Origin of the sequence: Allofournierella sp., from assembly GCF_048388525.1 — a bacterium.
GTDB lineage: Bacteria > Bacillota > Clostridia > Oscillospirales > Ruminococcaceae > BQOK01.
On the sequence record NZ_DBGCTQ010000053.1, the window covers coordinates 40,654 to 57,856 of the forward strand.

The 17,203-nt window shown below is 64.2% G+C and carries 13 protein-coding genes; 9 read left to right on the forward strand and 4 right to left on the reverse strand.

Features of this window, described 5'->3' with window-relative positions; genetic code table 11:
* Positions 1–6: 6 nt before the first annotated feature.
* Positions 7–753: an alpha/beta hydrolase gene (locus ACMLHZ_RS06480; RefSeq protein WP_418666953.1), complete on the forward strand. Its 747-nt coding sequence runs from the start codon at positions 7–9 to the stop codon at positions 751–753.
* Between the two features lie 14 nt (positions 754–767).
* On the opposite strand, the gene ACMLHZ_RS06485 is transcribed toward ACMLHZ_RS06480, so the two are convergent.
* From ACMLHZ_RS06485 to ACMLHZ_RS06495, 3 genes are read right to left on the reverse strand one after another with little or no spacing between them, the layout of a single operon-like run.
* Positions 768–1,634, reverse strand: coding sequence for a MurR/RpiR family transcriptional regulator (locus ACMLHZ_RS06485; RefSeq protein WP_418666954.1), 867 nt, complete (start codon positions 1,632–1,634; stop codon positions 768–770).
* Positions 1,631–2,695, reverse strand: coding sequence for a serine hydrolase domain-containing protein (locus ACMLHZ_RS06490; RefSeq protein ID WP_418666955.1), 1,065 nt, complete (start codon positions 2,693–2,695; stop codon positions 1,631–1,633). Before ACMLHZ_RS06490 ends, ACMLHZ_RS06485 begins: the two co-directional genes overlap by 4 nt.
* A gap of 29 nt (positions 2,696–2,724) precedes the next feature.
* Positions 2,725–3,900, reverse strand: coding sequence for an anhydro-N-acetylmuramic acid kinase (locus ACMLHZ_RS06495; protein WP_418666956.1), 1,176 nt, complete (start codon positions 3,898–3,900; stop codon positions 2,725–2,727).
* A 173-nt stretch (positions 3,901–4,073) separates the two neighbouring features.
* On the opposite strand from ACMLHZ_RS06495, the gene ACMLHZ_RS06500 reads away from it, so the two are divergent.
* On the forward strand, positions 4,074–4,997 hold the full coding sequence (locus ACMLHZ_RS06500) for an N-acetylglucosamine kinase (protein ID WP_418666957.1): 924 nt from the start codon (positions 4,074–4,076) through the stop codon (positions 4,995–4,997).
* A gap of 352 nt (positions 4,998–5,349) precedes the next feature.
* On the forward strand, positions 5,350–5,703 hold the full coding sequence (locus ACMLHZ_RS06505) for a DUF952 domain-containing protein (RefSeq protein WP_418666958.1): 354 nt from the start codon (positions 5,350–5,352) through the stop codon (positions 5,701–5,703).
* Positions 5,704–6,006: 303 nt separating this feature from the next.
* Here ACMLHZ_RS06505 and ACMLHZ_RS06510 read toward each other — a convergent pair whose 3' ends face one another.
* The gene (locus ACMLHZ_RS06510; protein ID WP_418666959.1) at positions 6,007–9,012 is read right to left on the reverse strand and encodes a glycoside hydrolase family 2 TIM barrel-domain containing protein; all 3,006 of its coding nucleotides are present in this window, start codon (positions 9,010–9,012) and stop codon (positions 6,007–6,009) included.
* A 262-nt stretch (positions 9,013–9,274) separates the two neighbouring features.
* Between ACMLHZ_RS06510 and ACMLHZ_RS06515 the strand changes: the two genes are divergently transcribed.
* From ACMLHZ_RS06515 to ACMLHZ_RS06540, 6 genes are all read left to right on the forward strand, one after another.
* Positions 9,275–10,531, forward strand: coding sequence for a Gfo/Idh/MocA family protein (locus tag ACMLHZ_RS06515; protein WP_418666960.1), 1,257 nt, complete (start codon positions 9,275–9,277; stop codon positions 10,529–10,531).
* Positions 10,532–10,562: 31 nt separating this feature from the next.
* Positions 10,563–12,110, forward strand: a complete 1,548-nt coding sequence (locus ACMLHZ_RS06520) for a response regulator (protein ID WP_418666961.1) — start codon at positions 10,563–10,565, stop codon at positions 12,108–12,110.
* A gap of 27 nt (positions 12,111–12,137) precedes the next feature.
* Entirely contained in the window at positions 12,138–13,865 is a 1,728-nt protein-coding gene (locus ACMLHZ_RS06525; protein ID WP_418666962.1) for a cache domain-containing sensor histidine kinase, read from the forward strand.
* A 123-nt stretch (positions 13,866–13,988) separates the two neighbouring features.
* A complete protein-coding gene (locus ACMLHZ_RS06530) occupies positions 13,989–15,299 on the forward strand; it encodes an ABC transporter substrate-binding protein (RefSeq protein WP_418666963.1) in 1,311 nt (436 codons plus the stop codon).
* 142 nt (positions 15,300–15,441) lie between these two features.
* A complete protein-coding gene (locus tag ACMLHZ_RS06535; RefSeq protein WP_418666964.1) occupies positions 15,442–16,350 on the forward strand; it encodes a carbohydrate ABC transporter permease in 909 nt (302 codons plus the stop codon).
* Positions 16,347–17,186: a carbohydrate ABC transporter permease gene (locus ACMLHZ_RS06540; RefSeq protein ID WP_418666965.1), complete on the forward strand. Its 840-nt coding sequence runs from the start codon at positions 16,347–16,349 to the stop codon at positions 17,184–17,186. The genes ACMLHZ_RS06535 and ACMLHZ_RS06540 overlap by 4 nt, the downstream gene beginning before the upstream one ends.
* Positions 17,187–17,203 lie beyond the last annotated feature (17 nt).

The window sequence follows — 17,203 nt, forward strand, 5'->3', positions numbered from 1 at the left end:
AAAAGCATGGCCCTTGTGGAATTTACACACCGCTTTGCCACCTTGGGCGGGCAGGGCCGGGTGCGGCTGGTGCTGCCGGAGCAGGGCGCGCCGGATGAGGCACCGGTCGTGCTGCTGCTGCACGGCGCGTCGGACGACGGCAGCGGCTGGCTGCGGTTCACCGCGGCCGAGCGCTACGCCGCGGAAAAAAACGTGGTTCTTGTGGCGCCCGACGCCCGCAACAGCTATTATGCGGACATGGCCCGCGGCCCGCGGTTTTTTGAGTTTGTGACCCGGGAGCTGCCCGCCGAGTGCGCGCGGCTGTTCGGCCTGAGCCGAAAGCGGGAGCAGAATTATGTGTTTGGCCTTTCAATGGGGGGCTATGGGGCGCTGAAATGTGCCCTGACCTTTCCCGGGCAATACGCGGGCTGCGCGGCGTTTTCGGCCGCGGTGCGGCCGGAGCGGCTGGTGGGCAGCGCCCAGTGGCCGCTGAGCGCCGCCGCGGGCGAGGCGATTTTTGGCCCGGGGCTGGCCCAGGGCCGGGTGCCGCCCGAGAGCGATGTGTTCCGGCTGGCGGCCGCTGCAGCCTCGCCGCTGCCGAGGCTGTATCTCGCCTGTGGCGAGGAGGACCCCCTGTGCGGAGTGAACCGGGAGCTGGCCGGCTTTTTGACGCAAAAAAACATCCCCCACACCTTCCGCACCGGCCCCGGCGCCCACGACTGGGCGTACTGGGACGGGGAGCTGAAGCGCGCGATGGATGTTTTTTTGGGGTAGAAGCGGGGCGGGGCCTATTCCTTGACCCGGTGGGTCTGGCAGATCTTATAGCTGCTTTCCAGCGGCTGCTGAATGGCGGAATAATCCTTGCTGGCCACCAGCGTGAACAGCACGTCCACGGTCATGAGCTGGGCCATGCGGCTGCTCATGGCGCCGCTGCGCACATACACCTCCGGCGACACGGTATACAAAAGGATGTCACAGCCCGCGGCCAGCGGGCTTTTTGAATACCGGGTGATGCCGATGGTGCGGCAGCCGCTCTGCTGCGCCGCCCGCAGCGTTTCCAGGGTCTCTTGGGTGGCGCCGGTGTTGGACACGAACACCGCGGCGTCCCGCGCGGAGAGGGTGGAGCTGTAGCTGAGCTGGATGTGGCTGTCGCGGCTGAACATGGCATAGCGGTTGATGCGGGTGAGCTTGTGATACAGGTCCTCGGCCACCAGGGCCGAGGCGCCCACCCCAAACAGCCGGATGGTGGCGGCCTTTAAGATGCAGTTGGCCGCCTGATACAACGCATTCTGGTCCAGCATCTTGGCAGTGTCGCGAATTGCCTGTATACTGGTGTTGGACACCGTTTGTAGAATCTGGGCCGCATCGCTGCCCTCGTTCAGATCGGAGAAATAGCGCTTGTCCTCGGGAGCGTCCTGGGGCTCGTTCATGCGCTCTACCAGCAGATGCTTGCGCATTTCCTTCAGGCCTTCGTAGCCCACGGCCTTGCACAGCCGCACCCAGGCGGTGGGGCTTACCCCTGCCTCCTGCGCCAGCTGGGCGATGGGAAGGGAATAACTGGCCTCCATGTGATTTAAAAAATAGTCGGCCGCTTTGCGCTCGGTGTCGCTGAGGCTGCCGTAGCTGCTGCGGATGCGCGCCTCCACGTTGGTCATGCGTTTCCTCCTTGCTGCGCGCGCCACTCCTGCAAAATGGCGCTGTGGATTTCGGCCCGCAGGCCCGCGAACCGGTCGGGCTGCCGGGCGGGGTGCACCCGGTTGGTGAGAAGCACCACAAACAGCCCGCCGGCGGGATCCACGGCCAGGCTGGTGCCGGTAAAGCCGGTGTGCCCAAACCCGGCGGGGCTGAACAGCGGCCCGAAAAAATCGCCCGGCGCGCCCGCCAGCTGAAAGCCCAGCCCCCGGTTTTGCCCAAGGCCCGGGGTGGCGTTTTGACAGGCTGCGCGCAGCGTGGCGGCGGGCACAAGCTCCACCCCCTCCAGGCTGCCGCCGCAGGCCAGCGCCGCGGCGTAGCGGGTGAGGTCCGGCAGGGTGGAAAACACCCCCGCGTTGCCGGAATCCCCCCCGAGGAAGCGGGCGTTTTCATCGTGCACAACGCCCCGCAGCCAGGCGCCCCGCTCATCCCGCTCGGTGGGGGCGCACAGGGCGGGCGGGGGCGCGTAGCCGGTGTGTGCCATGCCCAGAGGCCCGAACACCCGCTGCCGCGCCAGCTGGGGCAGGGGAAGGCCGTGCACGGCCTCCAGCACCCGCCCCAGCAGGATGAAGCCGAGATCGCTGTACACCACCCGGCTGCCGGGGGCATAGGCCAGCGGCAGCGAGAGGATGGTTTCGGCCGCGGCGGCGGGGGGCGGGTCCAGCAGGTCCAGCCGGGCCCAGCTTTTCAGCCCCGCGGTGTGGGTGAGCAGCCGGGCCAGGGTGAGCGCCCCCTTTTGCGGGCCGGCCCCGGCAAAAAAGCGGCTCAGCGGATCCTGCGGCGAAAGGGCCCCGGACGCAAAGTCCTGCAGCAGCAGGGTAGTGGTGACCACCACCTTGCTCAGGCTTGCCAGGTCGTATACCGTGCGGGGCCCCACGGGCTCAAACGGAGCGTCCAGCGGGGCCATGGTGCCAAAGTACGCCTGCGCCAGCAGCCGGCCGCGGCAGCCCACGGCGAGCGCGGCGCCCGGGCAGCGCCCGGCGGTTACCGCATGTTGCAGCAGGGAACAGGCAGTTTCAAACATGGCGGGTCGGGCCTCCTTAAAAATACGGTTTAAAATGAGATTTTCCCCATGACCACCGGGTGCGCGGCGCCGGTGGCGCTGGGGGCGTTGTTGCAGCGGCCCGCCATGGCCTCGTTGGCCAGCACCGCAAAGGCCACGGCCTCTTTGGCGTCGCTGTTGAGGCCCAGACCCTCGTTGGTCATGACCTGGCAGCCGGGCAGGGCCGCGGCCAGATGGGCCATGAGCACCGGGTTGCGGCTGCCGCCGCCGCCCACAATGAGCTGGTCCGGCCGCACGGGGCAAAAGCGCTCGATGGCCAGCCGGATGGTCTCGGCCGTGTAGCGGGTGGCGGTGGCCAGAATGTCTGCCCCGGAAAGGCCCAGCTCCGCGCCTTTGGCCCAGAGCGCGTTTACAAACCCCTCGCCGTAATATTCCCGGCCGGTGGTCTTGGGGGGAGCGAGGTTAAGGTAGCCGTCGGTTTGCAGCAGGTATGCCAGCAGCGCTTCGCTCACCCGGCCCCCGGCTGCCAGCCGGCCACCTTCGTCGTAGCGCTGTTTGCCGCCGGTCATGCGCGCGGCGAGCGCGTCCATGACCATGTTGCCGGGGCCAGTGTCGAAAGCAAGGGTGTCGCACAGGCGGCCCCCGGCGGGCAGCAGGGTGATGTTGCCGATGCCGCCGATGTTCTGCAGCGCCACGGTGCGGCCCTGCTGCCGGTAAAGCAGGTATTCGGTATAGGGCACCAGCGGCGCGCCCAGACCCCCGGCGGCCATGTCGCGCACGCGGAAGTCGCTCACCACGGGGCAGCCCAGCCGCTCGGCGATCAGGCTGGCTTCGCCCAGCTGCAGGGTGGCCCGCACCGTGCGGCCCAGGTATTCGGCCCCGGCGGGCTCGTGCCAGAAGGTCTGGCCGTGGCTGCCCACAAAATCCACCTGGTCCGGGCGCAGGCCTGCGGCCCGGCAGACCGCCTCGCAGGCGTCGGCAAACAGCTCACCCAGCAGAAAATTGACCAGGCAGAACTCCCGGCTGTTTGCAGCGCAGCCTCCTGCCAGGGCGAGGAGGCGGGCGCGAACCTCGTCTGCGAAGGGCAGGGTGACAAAGGCAAGCTGCTCCACCGCGGTATCGGCGCCGCAGCCCGCAATGCGAACGGCCACCGCGTCGATCCCGTCGGCGCTGGTACCGCTCATCAGCCCCAGCACGATGTGGGGCTCGGTTCCGGAAAAGTTCATACAAAGACCCTCCCATGGATTTGACCAGTTTTTTTGACAAAACGACCGTTTTTTGAAATAAAGTTTCGCACTGCTCTTATTATAGCAGAACCGCGGCAAAAGTGAGTAAAGATTTCGGCGTTTCCGGGCTGTTTTTGGAAAAACCAAAGGACGCAGGAGAGGAAGTGTGTGTGATGAAAGAATACATTGCCGGCTGGGACGGCGGCGGGACCAAAACCATCTGCGAGGTGCGGGAATTAGCAGGCGGCGAAACGCTGCGCTTTACCGCCGGGCCGCTGAACCCCAACGGCACGGTCCCCGGCCAGGCGGACGACACCGCCGCCGGGCTGCTGGCACAGATGGCCGCCCTGCCGGGCGGGCTTGCGGGCTGCCGCATGCTGTGCGTGGGGGCCGCGGGGATCAGCAACCCGGCCACCGAGCAGCGGCTGCGGGCCGCGCTGCAAAGGGGGGGCTATGCCGGCCCGGTGTGCTTTACCGGCGACCAGCAGACCGCGCTGTACGGCGCGCTGGGCGGCGCGGGGGGCATGGTGCTGATTGCGGGGACAGGTTCCATTTGCTACGGCCAGACCCTCGCGGGCGAAGAGGCCCGGGCGGGCGGCTGGGGCAGCCTGATGGACGACGAGGGGGGCGGCTACGCCCTGGGGCGCGACATCCTGGCCGCAGTGGTGCGCGGCTTTGACGGCCGGGGCCCGGCAACCTGCCTGGAACGGCTGGTGTTTGACCGGCTGGGCGTGGGGGACATCCAGGGCATGATCGGCCGCATTTACGCCCCCGGGGTGGGCAAGCGGGAGATCGCAGCCCTGGCGCCGCTGCTGACCGAGGCGCTGCAGGAGAACGACCCGGCCGCCCGCGGGATTTGCGAAAAGGCGGGCCGGGAGCTGGCGATGCTGGTGCTGCCGGTGGCAGCAAGGCTGGGCCTGCAAACCGCCCGGGCGGCGCTGGCGGGCAGCGTGCTTATAAAGTGCGCGCCGGTGCGGCAGGCGGTGTGCGAGGCGCTGAAAAGCGAGCTGCCGGGGCTGCGCTGTGTTTTACCCGAGAGGGACGCGGCCAGCGGCGCGGTGCTGATCGCCCGCAGGGCGCTGCTGCAAAAAAAGTGAACCGCGGGCAGAAAAACAGCGTGGGGCCTTTTTCCCGAAAGGGGAAGGGTCCCGCGCTGTTTGGGCCTTGTGGTTCGGCCGCCCTGGGGGGGCGGGAAACGCGCCCATCGGAAGAAACTCTTGCGCCGCAATGCTGCCATAAAGAACGTCCATGGCAAAGCGGGAGAGGCTTTTTTGTGCCTTTGCACCGGCTACCCCGGCAGAAGCGGGACAAGGGTACTTTGAAAAACAGAGTTTCAATGTGAGCCGCCGAAAAGTGCAAAACCTTAAAAACAGTTGAAAACACTGAAATTAATAGTAAAATATACAATATAGAAATCGGCGGATCGGGATTGCGAGGAGGGGATAGTTCATGATTTTGCATTGTATGAAAGGAACAACTTGGGAAGAAAGAAAACATAAACCCGCCTGGGGAAATCGAAACATTCGGGCCCACGGATGTATACATTGCTCAACGATTGAATATTTCTGGCGTGTCGCTCCAAATTTCAAAGACATGGAAGAAGAATTGGTACTGCTTTGCATTGATGAAAACAAATTAAAAGCAGAGGTTCGTTATGAAGATGAAGATAACTGCGGCAGGTTTTACCCTCATGTATATGGGTTAATAAACAATGACGCGGTGATAGCCGTGCTTCCTTTTACAAAGGACGAGCATGGGAATTACGTAAAGAATCAAGAATTGGCACACATAGAGGATAAATGAATTCTAATTTGTTTGCACCCCCGCGCCGGCTGCCCAGCAGGGTCGCGGCGCGGGGGCGTTAAGATGAGCTTTTTATTGTGAAGCAATCAAAAATGGCGTTTCCCAAAGCCTGAGCGGGGGAAACGCCATTTTTCGTGTGATATTTTTTCGGGCTGTTTTGCGGCGGATGCTGCCGCAAGCTACCCGGCATGCAACGGACGCCGGCCCCGGGGAAAAGAGAGAATTGCCCGGGAAAAACGCGCCGCAAGGTTCGGGGAAGGAACCACACTGCAGGGGTCAGGTTATGCGCTTTCTTGGCCGTGGTTATGACACGGGAGCGGGGAAAGAAAAGCGCCAGCAAAATTCGAAGGCGGGGTCGGCAAAGGCGAGGGGCGGCTCCAGCGCGGGGCCGCAGCTGCCCGAGCCGATGCCGGCCTGCCGGTGGTCCAGGCAGAGCACACAGGCGTCCGCGGGCTGCAATTCAAAATCGTGCCGCGTTTGGGTGAGCTGTTCCTGGGTGTAGGGAAGGGCGGAGAAACAGAAGTCCTGTTCGCTTTCGACCCGCAGGGCGGCGGCGGGGCAGGCCAGGGTGAGTTCGGTGCAGCCCCAATGGCTGCGCTCCTCCTGCGGGCGGATATGCTCGGTGGCGCCATCCACTGTTTCCTGCCAGAGGGAGAGGCGGGCGGCGGCGCGCTTGTCGGCATAGCTTTCGGCAGGGCCGTAGCCGAAGTACGCGCAGCGGCGCAGCTCCTTTTGCACAAACAGCCGCAGCCCGAAGCGCGGCAGGGGCGGCAGGCGGCCATCCCGCGCGCAGCGGCAGCAAAGCTCGGCCTCGCCCGTGCCGCTCACCCGCCACAAGACGTCCATGCGCACCAGGGGCTGGAGCGCGGGCACCACCAGCGAGAGGCGAAAACGCAGCACCGCGCAGCCGCCCTGGAGCCGCGCAGAGGCGCTGTAGACCCGGGGGGCGGCCCGGTCGTAACCCGCCTTGAGCCAATCGAGCTTTACAAGGCGGTCGTTGTCGGTGGGGGCGCGCCACAGGTTCCAGGCGGCGGGGGCCGTGAGCAGCTCGCGGCCCTGAAGCGTGAGGGAACAGGGCAGACCGGTGCGGCGGTCGAACCCGTACCGGAAGCCCGGGCCGCTGACCACAAAGGCGCCGGGCGTTTCGCCCAGGGAGGGCGGCGCGCTTTGCGGCAGGGGCGGCAGCGCCCGCAGGCGGTGCAGAACAAGCTGGTCAAAGCCCAGGGGCCAGCCCTGGGGCACAAGCGGGCCGCCCTGCGCGGCGGTGTATTCCAGCTCGAGGCACCAGGTGGCCCCGGCCAGCGCTTCACCCTGCGGCAGGGCCGCGGGCAGGGGCACAAGGGCCCTTGCATGGGGGGCCAGGGGCGGCAGGGCCAGCGGACCGGACGCAGCCTCGGCCCCGCCCCGGGTGAGCCGCCAGCGGCAGGCCACGGCCGCGTTGAGCGGCAGAAAGTCAAGACGGTTTTCAAGCTCCAGCCCATCGCCGGTCAGGCGGGCGCGCACCGGGCGCAGCACGTTTTTATACTCGGCAAGGCCCCGGTGGGGAGTGCGGTCGGGGCGGACCAGGCCGTCGACACAGAAGTTGCCGTCGTTGGGCTCGTCGCCCCAGTCGCCGCCATACAGATACATGGGCATGCCGTTTTGGGCCCGGCCGGTGCAGAGGGCGTGGTCGCACCACTCCCACACAAAGCCGCCGCACATTTCGGGGTGAGCGTCCATGAGGGCGGCGTAAGCCTCGAGATCGCCGGGGCCGTTGCCCATGGCGTGGCTGTACTCGCACAGAAGGTAGGGCTTGCCCTGGTTGAGACCACGGGCCAGATGGTCCTCGACCTCTTTGGAAGAGGGGTACATGCGGCTGTACACGTCGATGCAGGAGGTGTCGTTTTGGTAGCCGTTTGTGGTGTAGATGGAGCCCTCGTAGTGGATGGGGCGGGAGGGGTCGAAGCCCTTCAGCCAGCGGGCCGCCTCTTCAAAAGAGGGGCCGTAGCCGGACTCGTTGCCCAGGGACCAGAGGAGCACAGCGGGGCAGTTTTTATCGCGCTGGACGCAGCGGCGCACCCGGTCCTGGATGGCGGCGGAGAATTGGGGGTCCTGGGCGATGTGGCCTGTGTCGTGCAGCCAGTCGGCCCCGTATTGGGCGGTGCAGCCGTGGCTTTCCATATCCGCCTCGGCCACCAGGTAAAAGCCGTGCTCGGCGCACAATTCGCAGAACCAGGGGGCGTTTGGGTAGTGGCTGGTGCGGATGGCGTTGATGTTGTGGCGCTTCATGAGCTCCAGGTCCAAAAGCGCCTGGGCGGGGGTGACGGCAAAGCCGGTGAGGGGATCGGAATCGTGCCGGTTGACGCCCTTGAGGCGCACCGGCCGCCCGTTCAGCAAAAGGCGGCCGCTTTGGATGCTGACCTGCCGCAGGCCCACCCGCTGGCGGATCGCCTCGCCCGGGGACTCGAGCAAAAGGGTGTAAAGATCCGGCTGCTCGGCACTCCAGAGTTCCGCCTTTTCCAGCCGGAACAGGGCGCCGGCGCCCGCGGTTTCCAGGCGCTCCAAGGTTTCGCCCGCGGGGGAGAGCAGGGTGAGCGCCACCGGGAAGGCGCCGCCCGCGCGCTCCAGCTCCACCTGGACCTCGGCCCCGCCCCCGGGGCAAAGGCGGGTGTGCACAAAAAAGTCCCGCAGGTGGGCGGCAGGGCGGCAGAGCAGATATACGTCCCGAAACAGGCCCGAGAGGCGGAATTTGTCCTGGTCCTCGAGGTAGCTGCCGGCGCACCATTTGAGCACCACCAGCACCAGCCGGTTTTCGCCGCTGTGCACAAGGTCGGTGAGGTCGTATTCGGCGGTGCTGTGGGAGACCTGGCTGTACCCGGCAAAGACCCCGTTCAGGTATACATAGCAGCAGGAGTCGGCCCCTTCCAGCACCAGGTGGCAGCGCTCGCCCGGCTTTTTTTGCAGCGAAAAGGAGCGCCGGTACACCCCACAGGGGTTTTGGGCGGGCACGAAGGGCGGGTCGTAGGGGAAGGGATAGCGGACGTTGGTGTAGTGGGGGCTGCCATAGCCGTGCAGCTGCCAGCAGGAGGGCACGGGCAGCCCGGCCTCGCCCTGAAGGGGCCCGCCCGCCACGGCGGCGTCTGGCACGGCCTCGGGGCTGGGCCAGAGGGAAAAGCCCCACTGTCCGCTGAGGGGCAGCATGCGGGCCGAGTGCTCCCGCGGGCCCGCCAGCGCTTGCGCGGCGGTGGCGCAGGGGATATAATAAGAGCGGTCCGGCAGGGTGTTTTTGCGGAACAGGCGGGGGTCCTGCCAATCACAGGGAAGGTGCATAGAAGGCCTCCTTTGCGGCCCGGGGCGCGGGCGCGCTTTTATTTTATCGGCTGTATGCGTTTTGCGGGCGAAGCAATATATCTTATTGTACCACGCTTGGCAAGCCCCCGGGCAGGGAGGCGGGCTTTTGATTTTTTACGATTTCTTGCGTTTTTTTATGTTCCGGGCCGCGCGGCGATGCTTTTGCGCCGCGGGCCTTTTATAATGAGAGCAAAAGGTGCTGCTGAGGGCGGCAAAAACGAAAAAGGAGTCGATACAAACTATGAGCATGCAACCTGTCACCGCCGTTGTGCTGGGCGCGGGCGCCCGGGGCCGCATCTACGCGGATTACGCCAAGGCGCACCCGGAGGAGATCCGGATTGTGGCGGTGGCCGAGCCGAAGGCCGACCGCCGGGCCCGGTTTGCCCGGGATTACGGCCTGCCCGAGGCCGCCTGCTACACCGACTGGGCCGAGCTGCTGGCGCAGCCAAAGCTGGCGGACGCGGCGCTGATCTGCACCATGGATCATTTGCACTACGCCCCCTGCATGGAGGCGATCCGCCAGGGGTACCAGATCCTGCTGGAAAAGCCCATGTCGCCCAGCGCGGCGGAGTGCGCCGCCATGCAGTGCGCGGCCGAGGAAAAGGGCGTGGTGCTGGCGGTGTGCCATGTGCTGCGCTACACCCCTTTCTTTTCCAAAATAAAGCAGCTGATCGAGGACGGCGCGGTGGGCGAGGTACAGGTGATTGAGCAGACCGAGCATGTGTGCTACTGGCACCAGGCCCACAGCTTTGTGCGGGGCAACTGGCGGCGCAAGGACGAGAGCGCGCCCATGATCCTGGCGAAGTGCTGCCACGACCTGGACCTTTTGAGCTGGATGGCGGGTTCGGCCTGCAAAAAGCTATCTTCGTACGGGGGGCTGGCCCACTTCACGGCCGAAAACGCCCCCCAGGGCGCACCCGAGCGCTGCCTGGACGGCTGCCCGGCCAGTGAGAGCTGCCCCTATTACGCCCCGAAGCTTTATCTGACCGAAAACACCGACTGGCCCACCGACACCATCAGCGTGGACATGAGCCTGGAAGAGCGCACCGAGGCGCTGCGCACCGGGCCTTACGGCCGCTGTGTGTACCGGTGCGACAACGACGTGGTGGACCACCAGGTGGTGGCCATGGAATTTGAAAACGGCATTGCCGCCACCCTGACCATGACGGCCTTTACCCCCCGGCTGACCCGCACGGTGCGGGTGATGGGCACAAAGGGCATGATCGAGGGCGATCTGGAAAGCTGCGCCGTGACCTTTCAGCCCTTTGGGGGCGAGGCCGAGACCTTTTCGGCCGAGGTGCTGGGGGCCAACGCCTACGGCCACGGCGGCGGCGACGTGGGCCTGATGCACGATTTTGTGCTGCAGGTGCGGGGCGGCGGCGAGGGCCGCACCAGCGCGAAGCAGAGCCTGCAGAGCCACCTGATGGCCTTTGCGGCCGAGGAGGCCCGGGTGAACGGCAGGGCGGTGGAGCTGGCCGCCTTTGAGCGCAGCCTGTGAGGGCCTTAAAAAAAGACGGGAGGGCGCCGGGATGTACCGTATGCTGATCGTGGACGACGAAAAGATCGAGCGCACCGGCCTTTGCGGCCTGGTGCGGCGCTTTGGCTACCCCTTTGAGATCTTTCAGGCGGCCAACGGCAAGCAGGCCGTGCAGCTGCTGGGCCACACCGAGGTGGACGTGCTGATCACCGACATCCGCATGCCGCTGATGGACGGGCTGGAGCTGACCGACTGGGTGCGCACAAACCGCCCGGCGGTGCATGTGGTGATCGCCAGCGCCTACGGCGATTTTGCCTATGCCCAAAAGGCCATCAGCATGCAGGTGCGGGATTACCTGCTGAAGCCGGTGGACCTTGCCCAGTTCCAGACCATGATGGAGCACGTGCAGGCCCTGTGCGAGGCCGACCGGCAGGAAGCGGACCGCGCCCGGGAACTGGAGGAATACCACCGCATGAAGCGGGAGCAGGCCTTGTGGGACCTTTTGTTCCTGCCGCCGGAAAAGGAGCTTACCGCCGAGGCGGCGGCCTATTACGAGGCGGGCTTCGGCGGGCACTGGGTGACCCCGGTGCTGGCCGAGACCCACGAGCCGTTTTTCGGCACCCACGAGGAGGAGTTCACAAAGCAGCTGGCCGAGCTGTGGCCCTGGCCCTGCGAGGTTCTGGTGACCGAGGAAAACCAGGCAGTGGCGCTGGTGCACGGCGCGCGCCCCGTGCCGGACGAGGCGCTGGAGGCGGCGGCCCTGAAGCTGCTGGAAAAGCTGCGCCGGCTGACCCGGCGGGAGGTGTTTTTTACGGTGGGGCCGCCCGCCCAGGGCCCCCGCCAGCTGGCCGCCAGCGTGCAGGAGGCCGAGGAGCGCAGCGAGTACAAATTTTTTGCCGACGCAGGCATGGTGGTGTTCAGCAAGGAGGGCTACCTTGCGGCGGCGAACCTGAACACCGTGGTAGACGGGCTGACCCGCTCGCTGATGGAGGACATCCACTACGCGGCGTTCGAAAAGGCGGCGGGGCGGCTGGAGCTGCTGTTCAAAACCCTGGAGCAGAACCACAGCCTCTCGGTGTTATATGTGAAAAACCTGATGGCGGAGGCGCTGCGCAAGGCAGCGGGCAAGGCCCGGCCGCCCCTGACCGCCGACGAGCGGGACGAGGTGCTGCGGGCGGTGATGGCCGCCCCCAGCCTTTACGAGCTGAAGGAGCACGCGGCGGCCCAGCTGCGGGCCATGGGCGAGCGGACCGGCGACGAGGAGCGGCAGACCGCGGCGCACCGGGCGGTGAACGAGGCCATTGCCATGATCCGCGAGCAGTATGCCGACCCGGCCCTGAGCATGGAGTACATTGCGAAAAAGACGTATCTTTCGCCCAGCTATTTTTCGGCGGTGTTCAAGGCCGAGACCGGCGAGAGCGCCACCCACTTTTTGGCCCGCTACCGGCTGGAACGGGCCCGGGAGCTGCTGGAGGGCACCAACACCCGCATTGCGGACATCGGCGCGCGGGTGGGGTTTTCTTCGGCCAGCTATTTTGTGACCGTGTTCCGGGGGGCGTACGGCATGTCGCCCTCGCAGTACCGGGAGCAGCACGCCTGACCCTTTGAAACGGAAGGAGGAGCGCTTATGAAACAGTGGTTCAAACGGCAGGTGCTGGAGCGGTTCAAGCATCTGAAATTCCGCAACAAGCTCATTCTTTCGTATGTGTTCGTGATTATTTTGCCGGTCACCGCGCTGGGCGTGGTGTCGTACCGGCAGAGCATCGACGCGCTGGAGCAGCAAATGGCCGCCGCCACAGACAACAATCTGCGGCAGGTGGCCTATTCTCTTTCCAGCCGGCTGGATAAAAACAACGAGTTCATCCGCTTTACCGCCTTCTGCCCCTATGTGATGGAGGAGCTTTCGGATTCGGACATCCAGTGGTACGAGCTTTCGCAGCGGCTGAACAATTATTTTGAGCCGCTGTCCTGGTACAACATGAGCATCAACCGGGACTTCCGCAAGCTGACCATTTACGCCGACTACCTGACCAGGCCCATCGGCTCGTTTTTGGAGCCCAGCGGCGCGGTGCAGGGCGAGGAGTGGTACCGCACCGCCTGCGCCCAGAGCGACACCCGCTGGTTTTTTGACGGGGGCGAATTGTACGCCAGCCGCCGCATTTACGATTCCGGCGCACAGGTGCTGATCGGTGTGGTGCACATGCGCATGAACACCGAATACCTGATGGGCAGCGTGCTGCGCCGGCAGGAGGCGCCCTGCGGCTTTTTTTTGACCGACGGCGAGGGCTGCCTTGTGTACCACTACACCAACATCCCCGGGGCGGCGGGCGAGCCGGAGGAACTGCTGCGCGAGCTGGTGGGGCAGGGCGGCGAGGGCCGCCTGCGCACCAGCGGGGGCGACTATTTCTGCGCCAGCGACTTTGTGGAGAGCGGGGGCTGGAACCTTTACTACTACACCCCCAGCGCCTACACCCAGCGGGCGGGGGTGATTTTGTGGTACACCATTGTAACGGTGGCGGCCTGCCTGGCGGTGATGCTGCTGTTCGTGTGGCTTTTTTCGCGCACGCTGGTGCGCCGGATCGACAAGCTGGGCCAGAAGATGGCGCTGGTGGAGCAGGGCGATCTGGGGGTGAGCATCCACTCGGACTCGAAGGACGAGATCGGCCAGCTGACCAACGGCTTTGGGCGGATGCTGCGGCGGGTGAACGAGCTGATCGACCAGGTGTACACCAGCCAGATCACCCAGAAGGACGCGGAGCTGAAAAGCCTGCAAAGCCAGATCAACCCGCACTTTTTGTACAACACCCTGTCGCTGATCAACTGGAAGGCCATTGAGGCGGACAGCCCTGAGATCAGCCGCATTGCGGGGCTGCTGTCGCAATTTTACCGCACCAGCCTGAACCGGGGCGAAAACCGCATTGCCGTGAAGGGCGAACTGGACAACGTGCGGGCCTATGTGGAATTGCAGCTGGTGATGCACGAGCACGATTTTGACGTGGAATACCAGGTGGACGAGGCCGTGTACGACTGCGCCACCGTGAACTTTACCCTGCAGCCCCTGGTGGAGAACGCGATCCTGCACGGCATCGACGAGCACGAGGGCGTGCGGGGCAAGCTGGTGATCCGGGCCGAGGTGCAGGGCGGGGACATTTTGTTTGCGGTGAGCGACAACGGGGTGGGCATGGACCCGGAGTTCGCCGCCTCGCTGACAGGGCGCGAGACGGCCGGATACGGGCTGAAAAACGTGAACGAGCGCATCAAGCTGGTGTTCGGCGAGGAGTACGGCGTGTGGGTGGAGAGCGCCCCGGGCAGGGGCACCACGGCATTTTTGCGCATTCGGAAGCGGGATTTTTAAAAGGTTTCATAAATTTTTGAAATGGAAAGCGCGCCGGGGGCACTGCTATAATGAGATCAGCAAGAGGGCGCCGCCCACAGCAAAGGCGGCGCGCCACAACGCGTTTTTTAAGGAGGAAATTTTATGAAGAAGTTCGTAGCGATGCTGAGTGCCGCGGCGCTTTGCCTTGGCCTGCTGGCAGGCTGCGGCGGCAGCCCCAGCCAGACGCCGGGCACGGCCAGCACCCCCGCGGGGTCCACTGCCGGCCAGCCCAGCGGCGAGAAGATCCCGGTGCGGTTCATGTACTGGAACAAAGAGGAGAGCATGCAGGCCCTGATCGACCTGATCAACGAAAAGCTGCCCAACGTGGACTTCCAGTTTGAGTTTGTGGACACCACCTCGTTTGCCACCGTGTACAAGACCCAGATGAACGCGGGCGAGGGGCCGGACATCCTGGCCGTGGAATACGTGCCCACCGAGGTGCAGGCCGGCTGGGTGCTGGACATCACCGACCAGCCCTTTATGCAGAACTACCAGGAATCCGTTTTGAACGAGCTGGCCGTGGACGGCCGCTCCTACGTGATCCCCGGCCCGTCCTGGTTCGGCGGCTACTTCTACAACAAGGGCATGTTCGAGGAGCACGGCTGGACCATCCCCAAGACCTACGACGAGTGGCTGGAGCTGTGCGACAAGATCGCGGCCGAGGGCGTGAAGCCCCTGGCAAACCCCATCAAGAACCCCAACTACTTAATGCACTACGCCATGAGCTACGTGACCGGCGAATTTTTGCGCCAGCCCGAGGGCATGAGCTGGGACAAGGACTACGCCGCCGGCAAGGTAAAGATGGCCGAGAGCTGGGGCCCCTACCTGGACAAATGGGCCGAGGTGGTGGAAAAGGGCTATGTGACCGCCGAGGACCTGGGCATGGATTACGACCAGGCGCTGGATGAATTTGCCACCGGCAAGGCCGCGATGTTCGATTCCGGCCCGTGGGACGTGGACGCCATCTACGGCAAAAACCCCGACATCAAGATCGACATGATGCCCTATGTGGGCAACAAGGGCGACACCGGCTGGCTGTTCGGCGGCCCCGGCATCCGCTTTGGCGTGAACTCCAAGCTGGGCGAGAGCGGCAACGAGGAAAAGCTGGCCGCCGCGCTGAGCGTGCTGGAGCTCATCAGCAGCCCCGAGGGCCAGAAGGCCTACTGGGAGAACAACCAGGGCGGCTCCTCGTACGTGAAGGGCGTGGAGTTTGAGATGCCCGCCGAGTACGACGGCTGCAAGGAAGTGTTCGCGGCCGGCCACATCTACGCGCCGTGGAGCCAGTGGAACGCCGGCGTGTACGACGAGTTCGGCAAGCAGCTGCAGGGCTTTGTGGCGGGCGACACCACCCTGGAAGAGGTGATGCAGGCCACCGACGCCAAGAACGAAGAGGTTATGTCGAAACTGGGTTAAACCTGTATTGCGGCCGGCAGGGCATCGTCGCCCGCCGGCCGCTTTTTGCAAATTTTTGCCCGGGGCCCGGGGTTTGGGGCCGAAAAGGGCAAAACAACCCCCGCGCTGCCGCGGCTATTTTTCAGAGAAAGGGTGACCGCCTGTGCCCGAAAAGGCGCGCGCTTACTGGCGCAAACACAAGACCACGATCCAATTTGAGGCATTTTTGCTTCCGGCACTGCTGATTTTTGGGGTGTTCATTTTATACCCTGCCGTCAGCACCATTTTCAAGAGCTTTACCAACTGGAACGATTTGAACTCGGGCCGCGAGACCTTTATCTGGTTTGACAACTACATCCGCCTGTTCAAGGACAAGAGCGTGCTGATCGGCATTCGCAACTCGTTCATCTACGCCATCAGCGCCACCATTTTGCAGAGCGTGGCCGGCCTTGCGCTGGCTTTGGTGCTGGACTCGAAGTTCAAGACCAAAAACTTTTTGCGGGCGGTGTGGTACTTCCCGGCGGTGCTCTCGACCCTGATCATCGGCTTTTTGTGGAACTACATGCTCTCCACCTCGGACTTTGGGCTGATTAACCAGATCCTGCGCTTTTTCGGCATGGGCAAGGTGAACTTTTTGGGCGACGCGTCCATTGCGCTGAAATGCATTATTTTTGTGAGCGTGTGGCAGTGGGCCGGCTGGACCATGACCATCTACCTGGCAAACCTGCAGTCCATCCCCACCGACCTGTACGAGGCGGCGGACATTGACGGCGCGTCGGCCGTGCAGAAGTTTATGCGGGTGACGCTGCCCATGCTGTTCCCGGCCATCAGCTTTAACGTGGTGACCGGCATGATCAACGGCCTGAAGGTGTTCGACATCATCTACGCGCTCACCAACGGCGGGCCCAACGGCAAGACGGAATCCATCGTGTCGCTGATGATGAAAAAGGGCTTTACCGAGGGCTTTCACGGCTACGCCTGCGCCATGGGCGCGGTGTTCCTGGTGATCGTGATGGCGATCACCGTGTTCCAGCAAAAATATCTTGGGAAATGGGGGGACAGCCTGCAATGAGCATCAAGGCTAAAAGGGGCTTCTGGCTGGGCGTGCGCGAAGTTTTGTTTATTGCGCTTACCTTTGTGATGATGCTGCCCATCTACTATCTGGTCATCACCACCTTCAAAACCCCCTACGACGCGACCAACCACCCCCTGGCCCTGCCTGCCGAGTGGCATTTTGAGGGCTACCTGAAGGCCTGGCAGAGCATGGACTACCCTCACGTGTTTAAAAACACGCTGGTGATCACCGTGCTGGCGCTGGGCGGCATGCTGATTTTGGCGGCCATGGCCTCTTACGTGCTGGCCCGGCGCAAAAGCCGGTTCAACACCGTGATGTTTTTTGTGCTGCTGTCGGGCATGATGGTGCCCTTTCAGATGAGCATTATGACCCAGTACAAGCTGGTGCGCGCGCTGGGGCTGATGAACAACATCCTGAGCGTGGTGCTGATCGACATTGCGGTGAACCTGCCCATGGCGATCCTGTTTATGAAAAACTTTATCTCGGCCAGCGTGCCGGTGGAGATCGAGGAGGCCGCCTACATTGACGGGTGCAGCGTGTGGGGCGCGTTTTTCCGGGTGACCGTGCCGCTGCTGCGGCCGGTGATCGCCACGCTGGCGGTGATGAACTCGATTGCGATCTGGAACGACTTTTTGACCCCCCTGATGTTCCTGCAATCCAAGAACAGCCACACCATTTTGCTGGCGGTGAACAGCAATGTGGGGCGCTTTTCCACCAACTGGACGGACATGTTCCCCATGATGGTGCTGGGCGTGATGCCGCTGGTGATCTTTTTCCTGCTGATGCAAAAGCACATCATCAAGGGCCTGGCCGTGGGCAGCGTGAAGGGGTGAGCGCTTGCCGGCGCAGC

Coding starts and splice junctions, on each gene's coding strand:
- ACMLHZ_RS06500 (WP_418666957.1), top strand. CDS start 4,074: ATGAAAGAATACATTGCCGGCTGGGACGGCGGCGGGACCAAAACCATC.
- ACMLHZ_RS06520 (WP_418666961.1), top strand. CDS start 10,563: ATGTACCGTATGCTGATCGTGGACGACGAAAAGATCGAGCGCACCGGC.
- ACMLHZ_RS06480 (WP_418666953.1), top strand. CDS start 7: ATGGCCCTTGTGGAATTTACACACCGCTTTGCCACCTTGGGCGGGCAG.
- ACMLHZ_RS06490 (WP_418666955.1), bottom strand. CDS start 2,695: ATGTTTGAAACTGCCTGTTCCCTGCTGCAACATGCGGTAACCGCCGGG.
- ACMLHZ_RS06530 (WP_418666963.1), top strand. CDS start 13,989: ATGAAGAAGTTCGTAGCGATGCTGAGTGCCGCGGCGCTTTGCCTTGGC.
- ACMLHZ_RS06540 (WP_418666965.1), top strand. CDS start 16,347: ATGAGCATCAAGGCTAAAAGGGGCTTCTGGCTGGGCGTGCGCGAAGTT.
- ACMLHZ_RS06510 (WP_418666959.1), bottom strand. CDS start 9,012: ATGCACCTTCCCTGTGATTGGCAGGACCCCCGCCTGTTCCGCAAAAAC.
- ACMLHZ_RS06525 (WP_418666962.1), top strand. CDS start 12,138: ATGAAACAGTGGTTCAAACGGCAGGTGCTGGAGCGGTTCAAGCATCTG.
- ACMLHZ_RS06505 (WP_418666958.1), top strand. CDS start 5,350: ATGATTTTGCATTGTATGAAAGGAACAACTTGGGAAGAAAGAAAACAT.
- ACMLHZ_RS06485 (WP_418666954.1), bottom strand. CDS start 1,634: ATGACCAACGTGGAGGCGCGCATCCGCAGCAGCTACGGCAGCCTCAGC.
- ACMLHZ_RS06515 (WP_418666960.1), top strand. CDS start 9,275: ATGAGCATGCAACCTGTCACCGCCGTTGTGCTGGGCGCGGGCGCCCGG.
- ACMLHZ_RS06495 (WP_418666956.1), bottom strand. CDS start 3,900: ATGAACTTTTCCGGAACCGAGCCCCACATCGTGCTGGGGCTGATGAGC.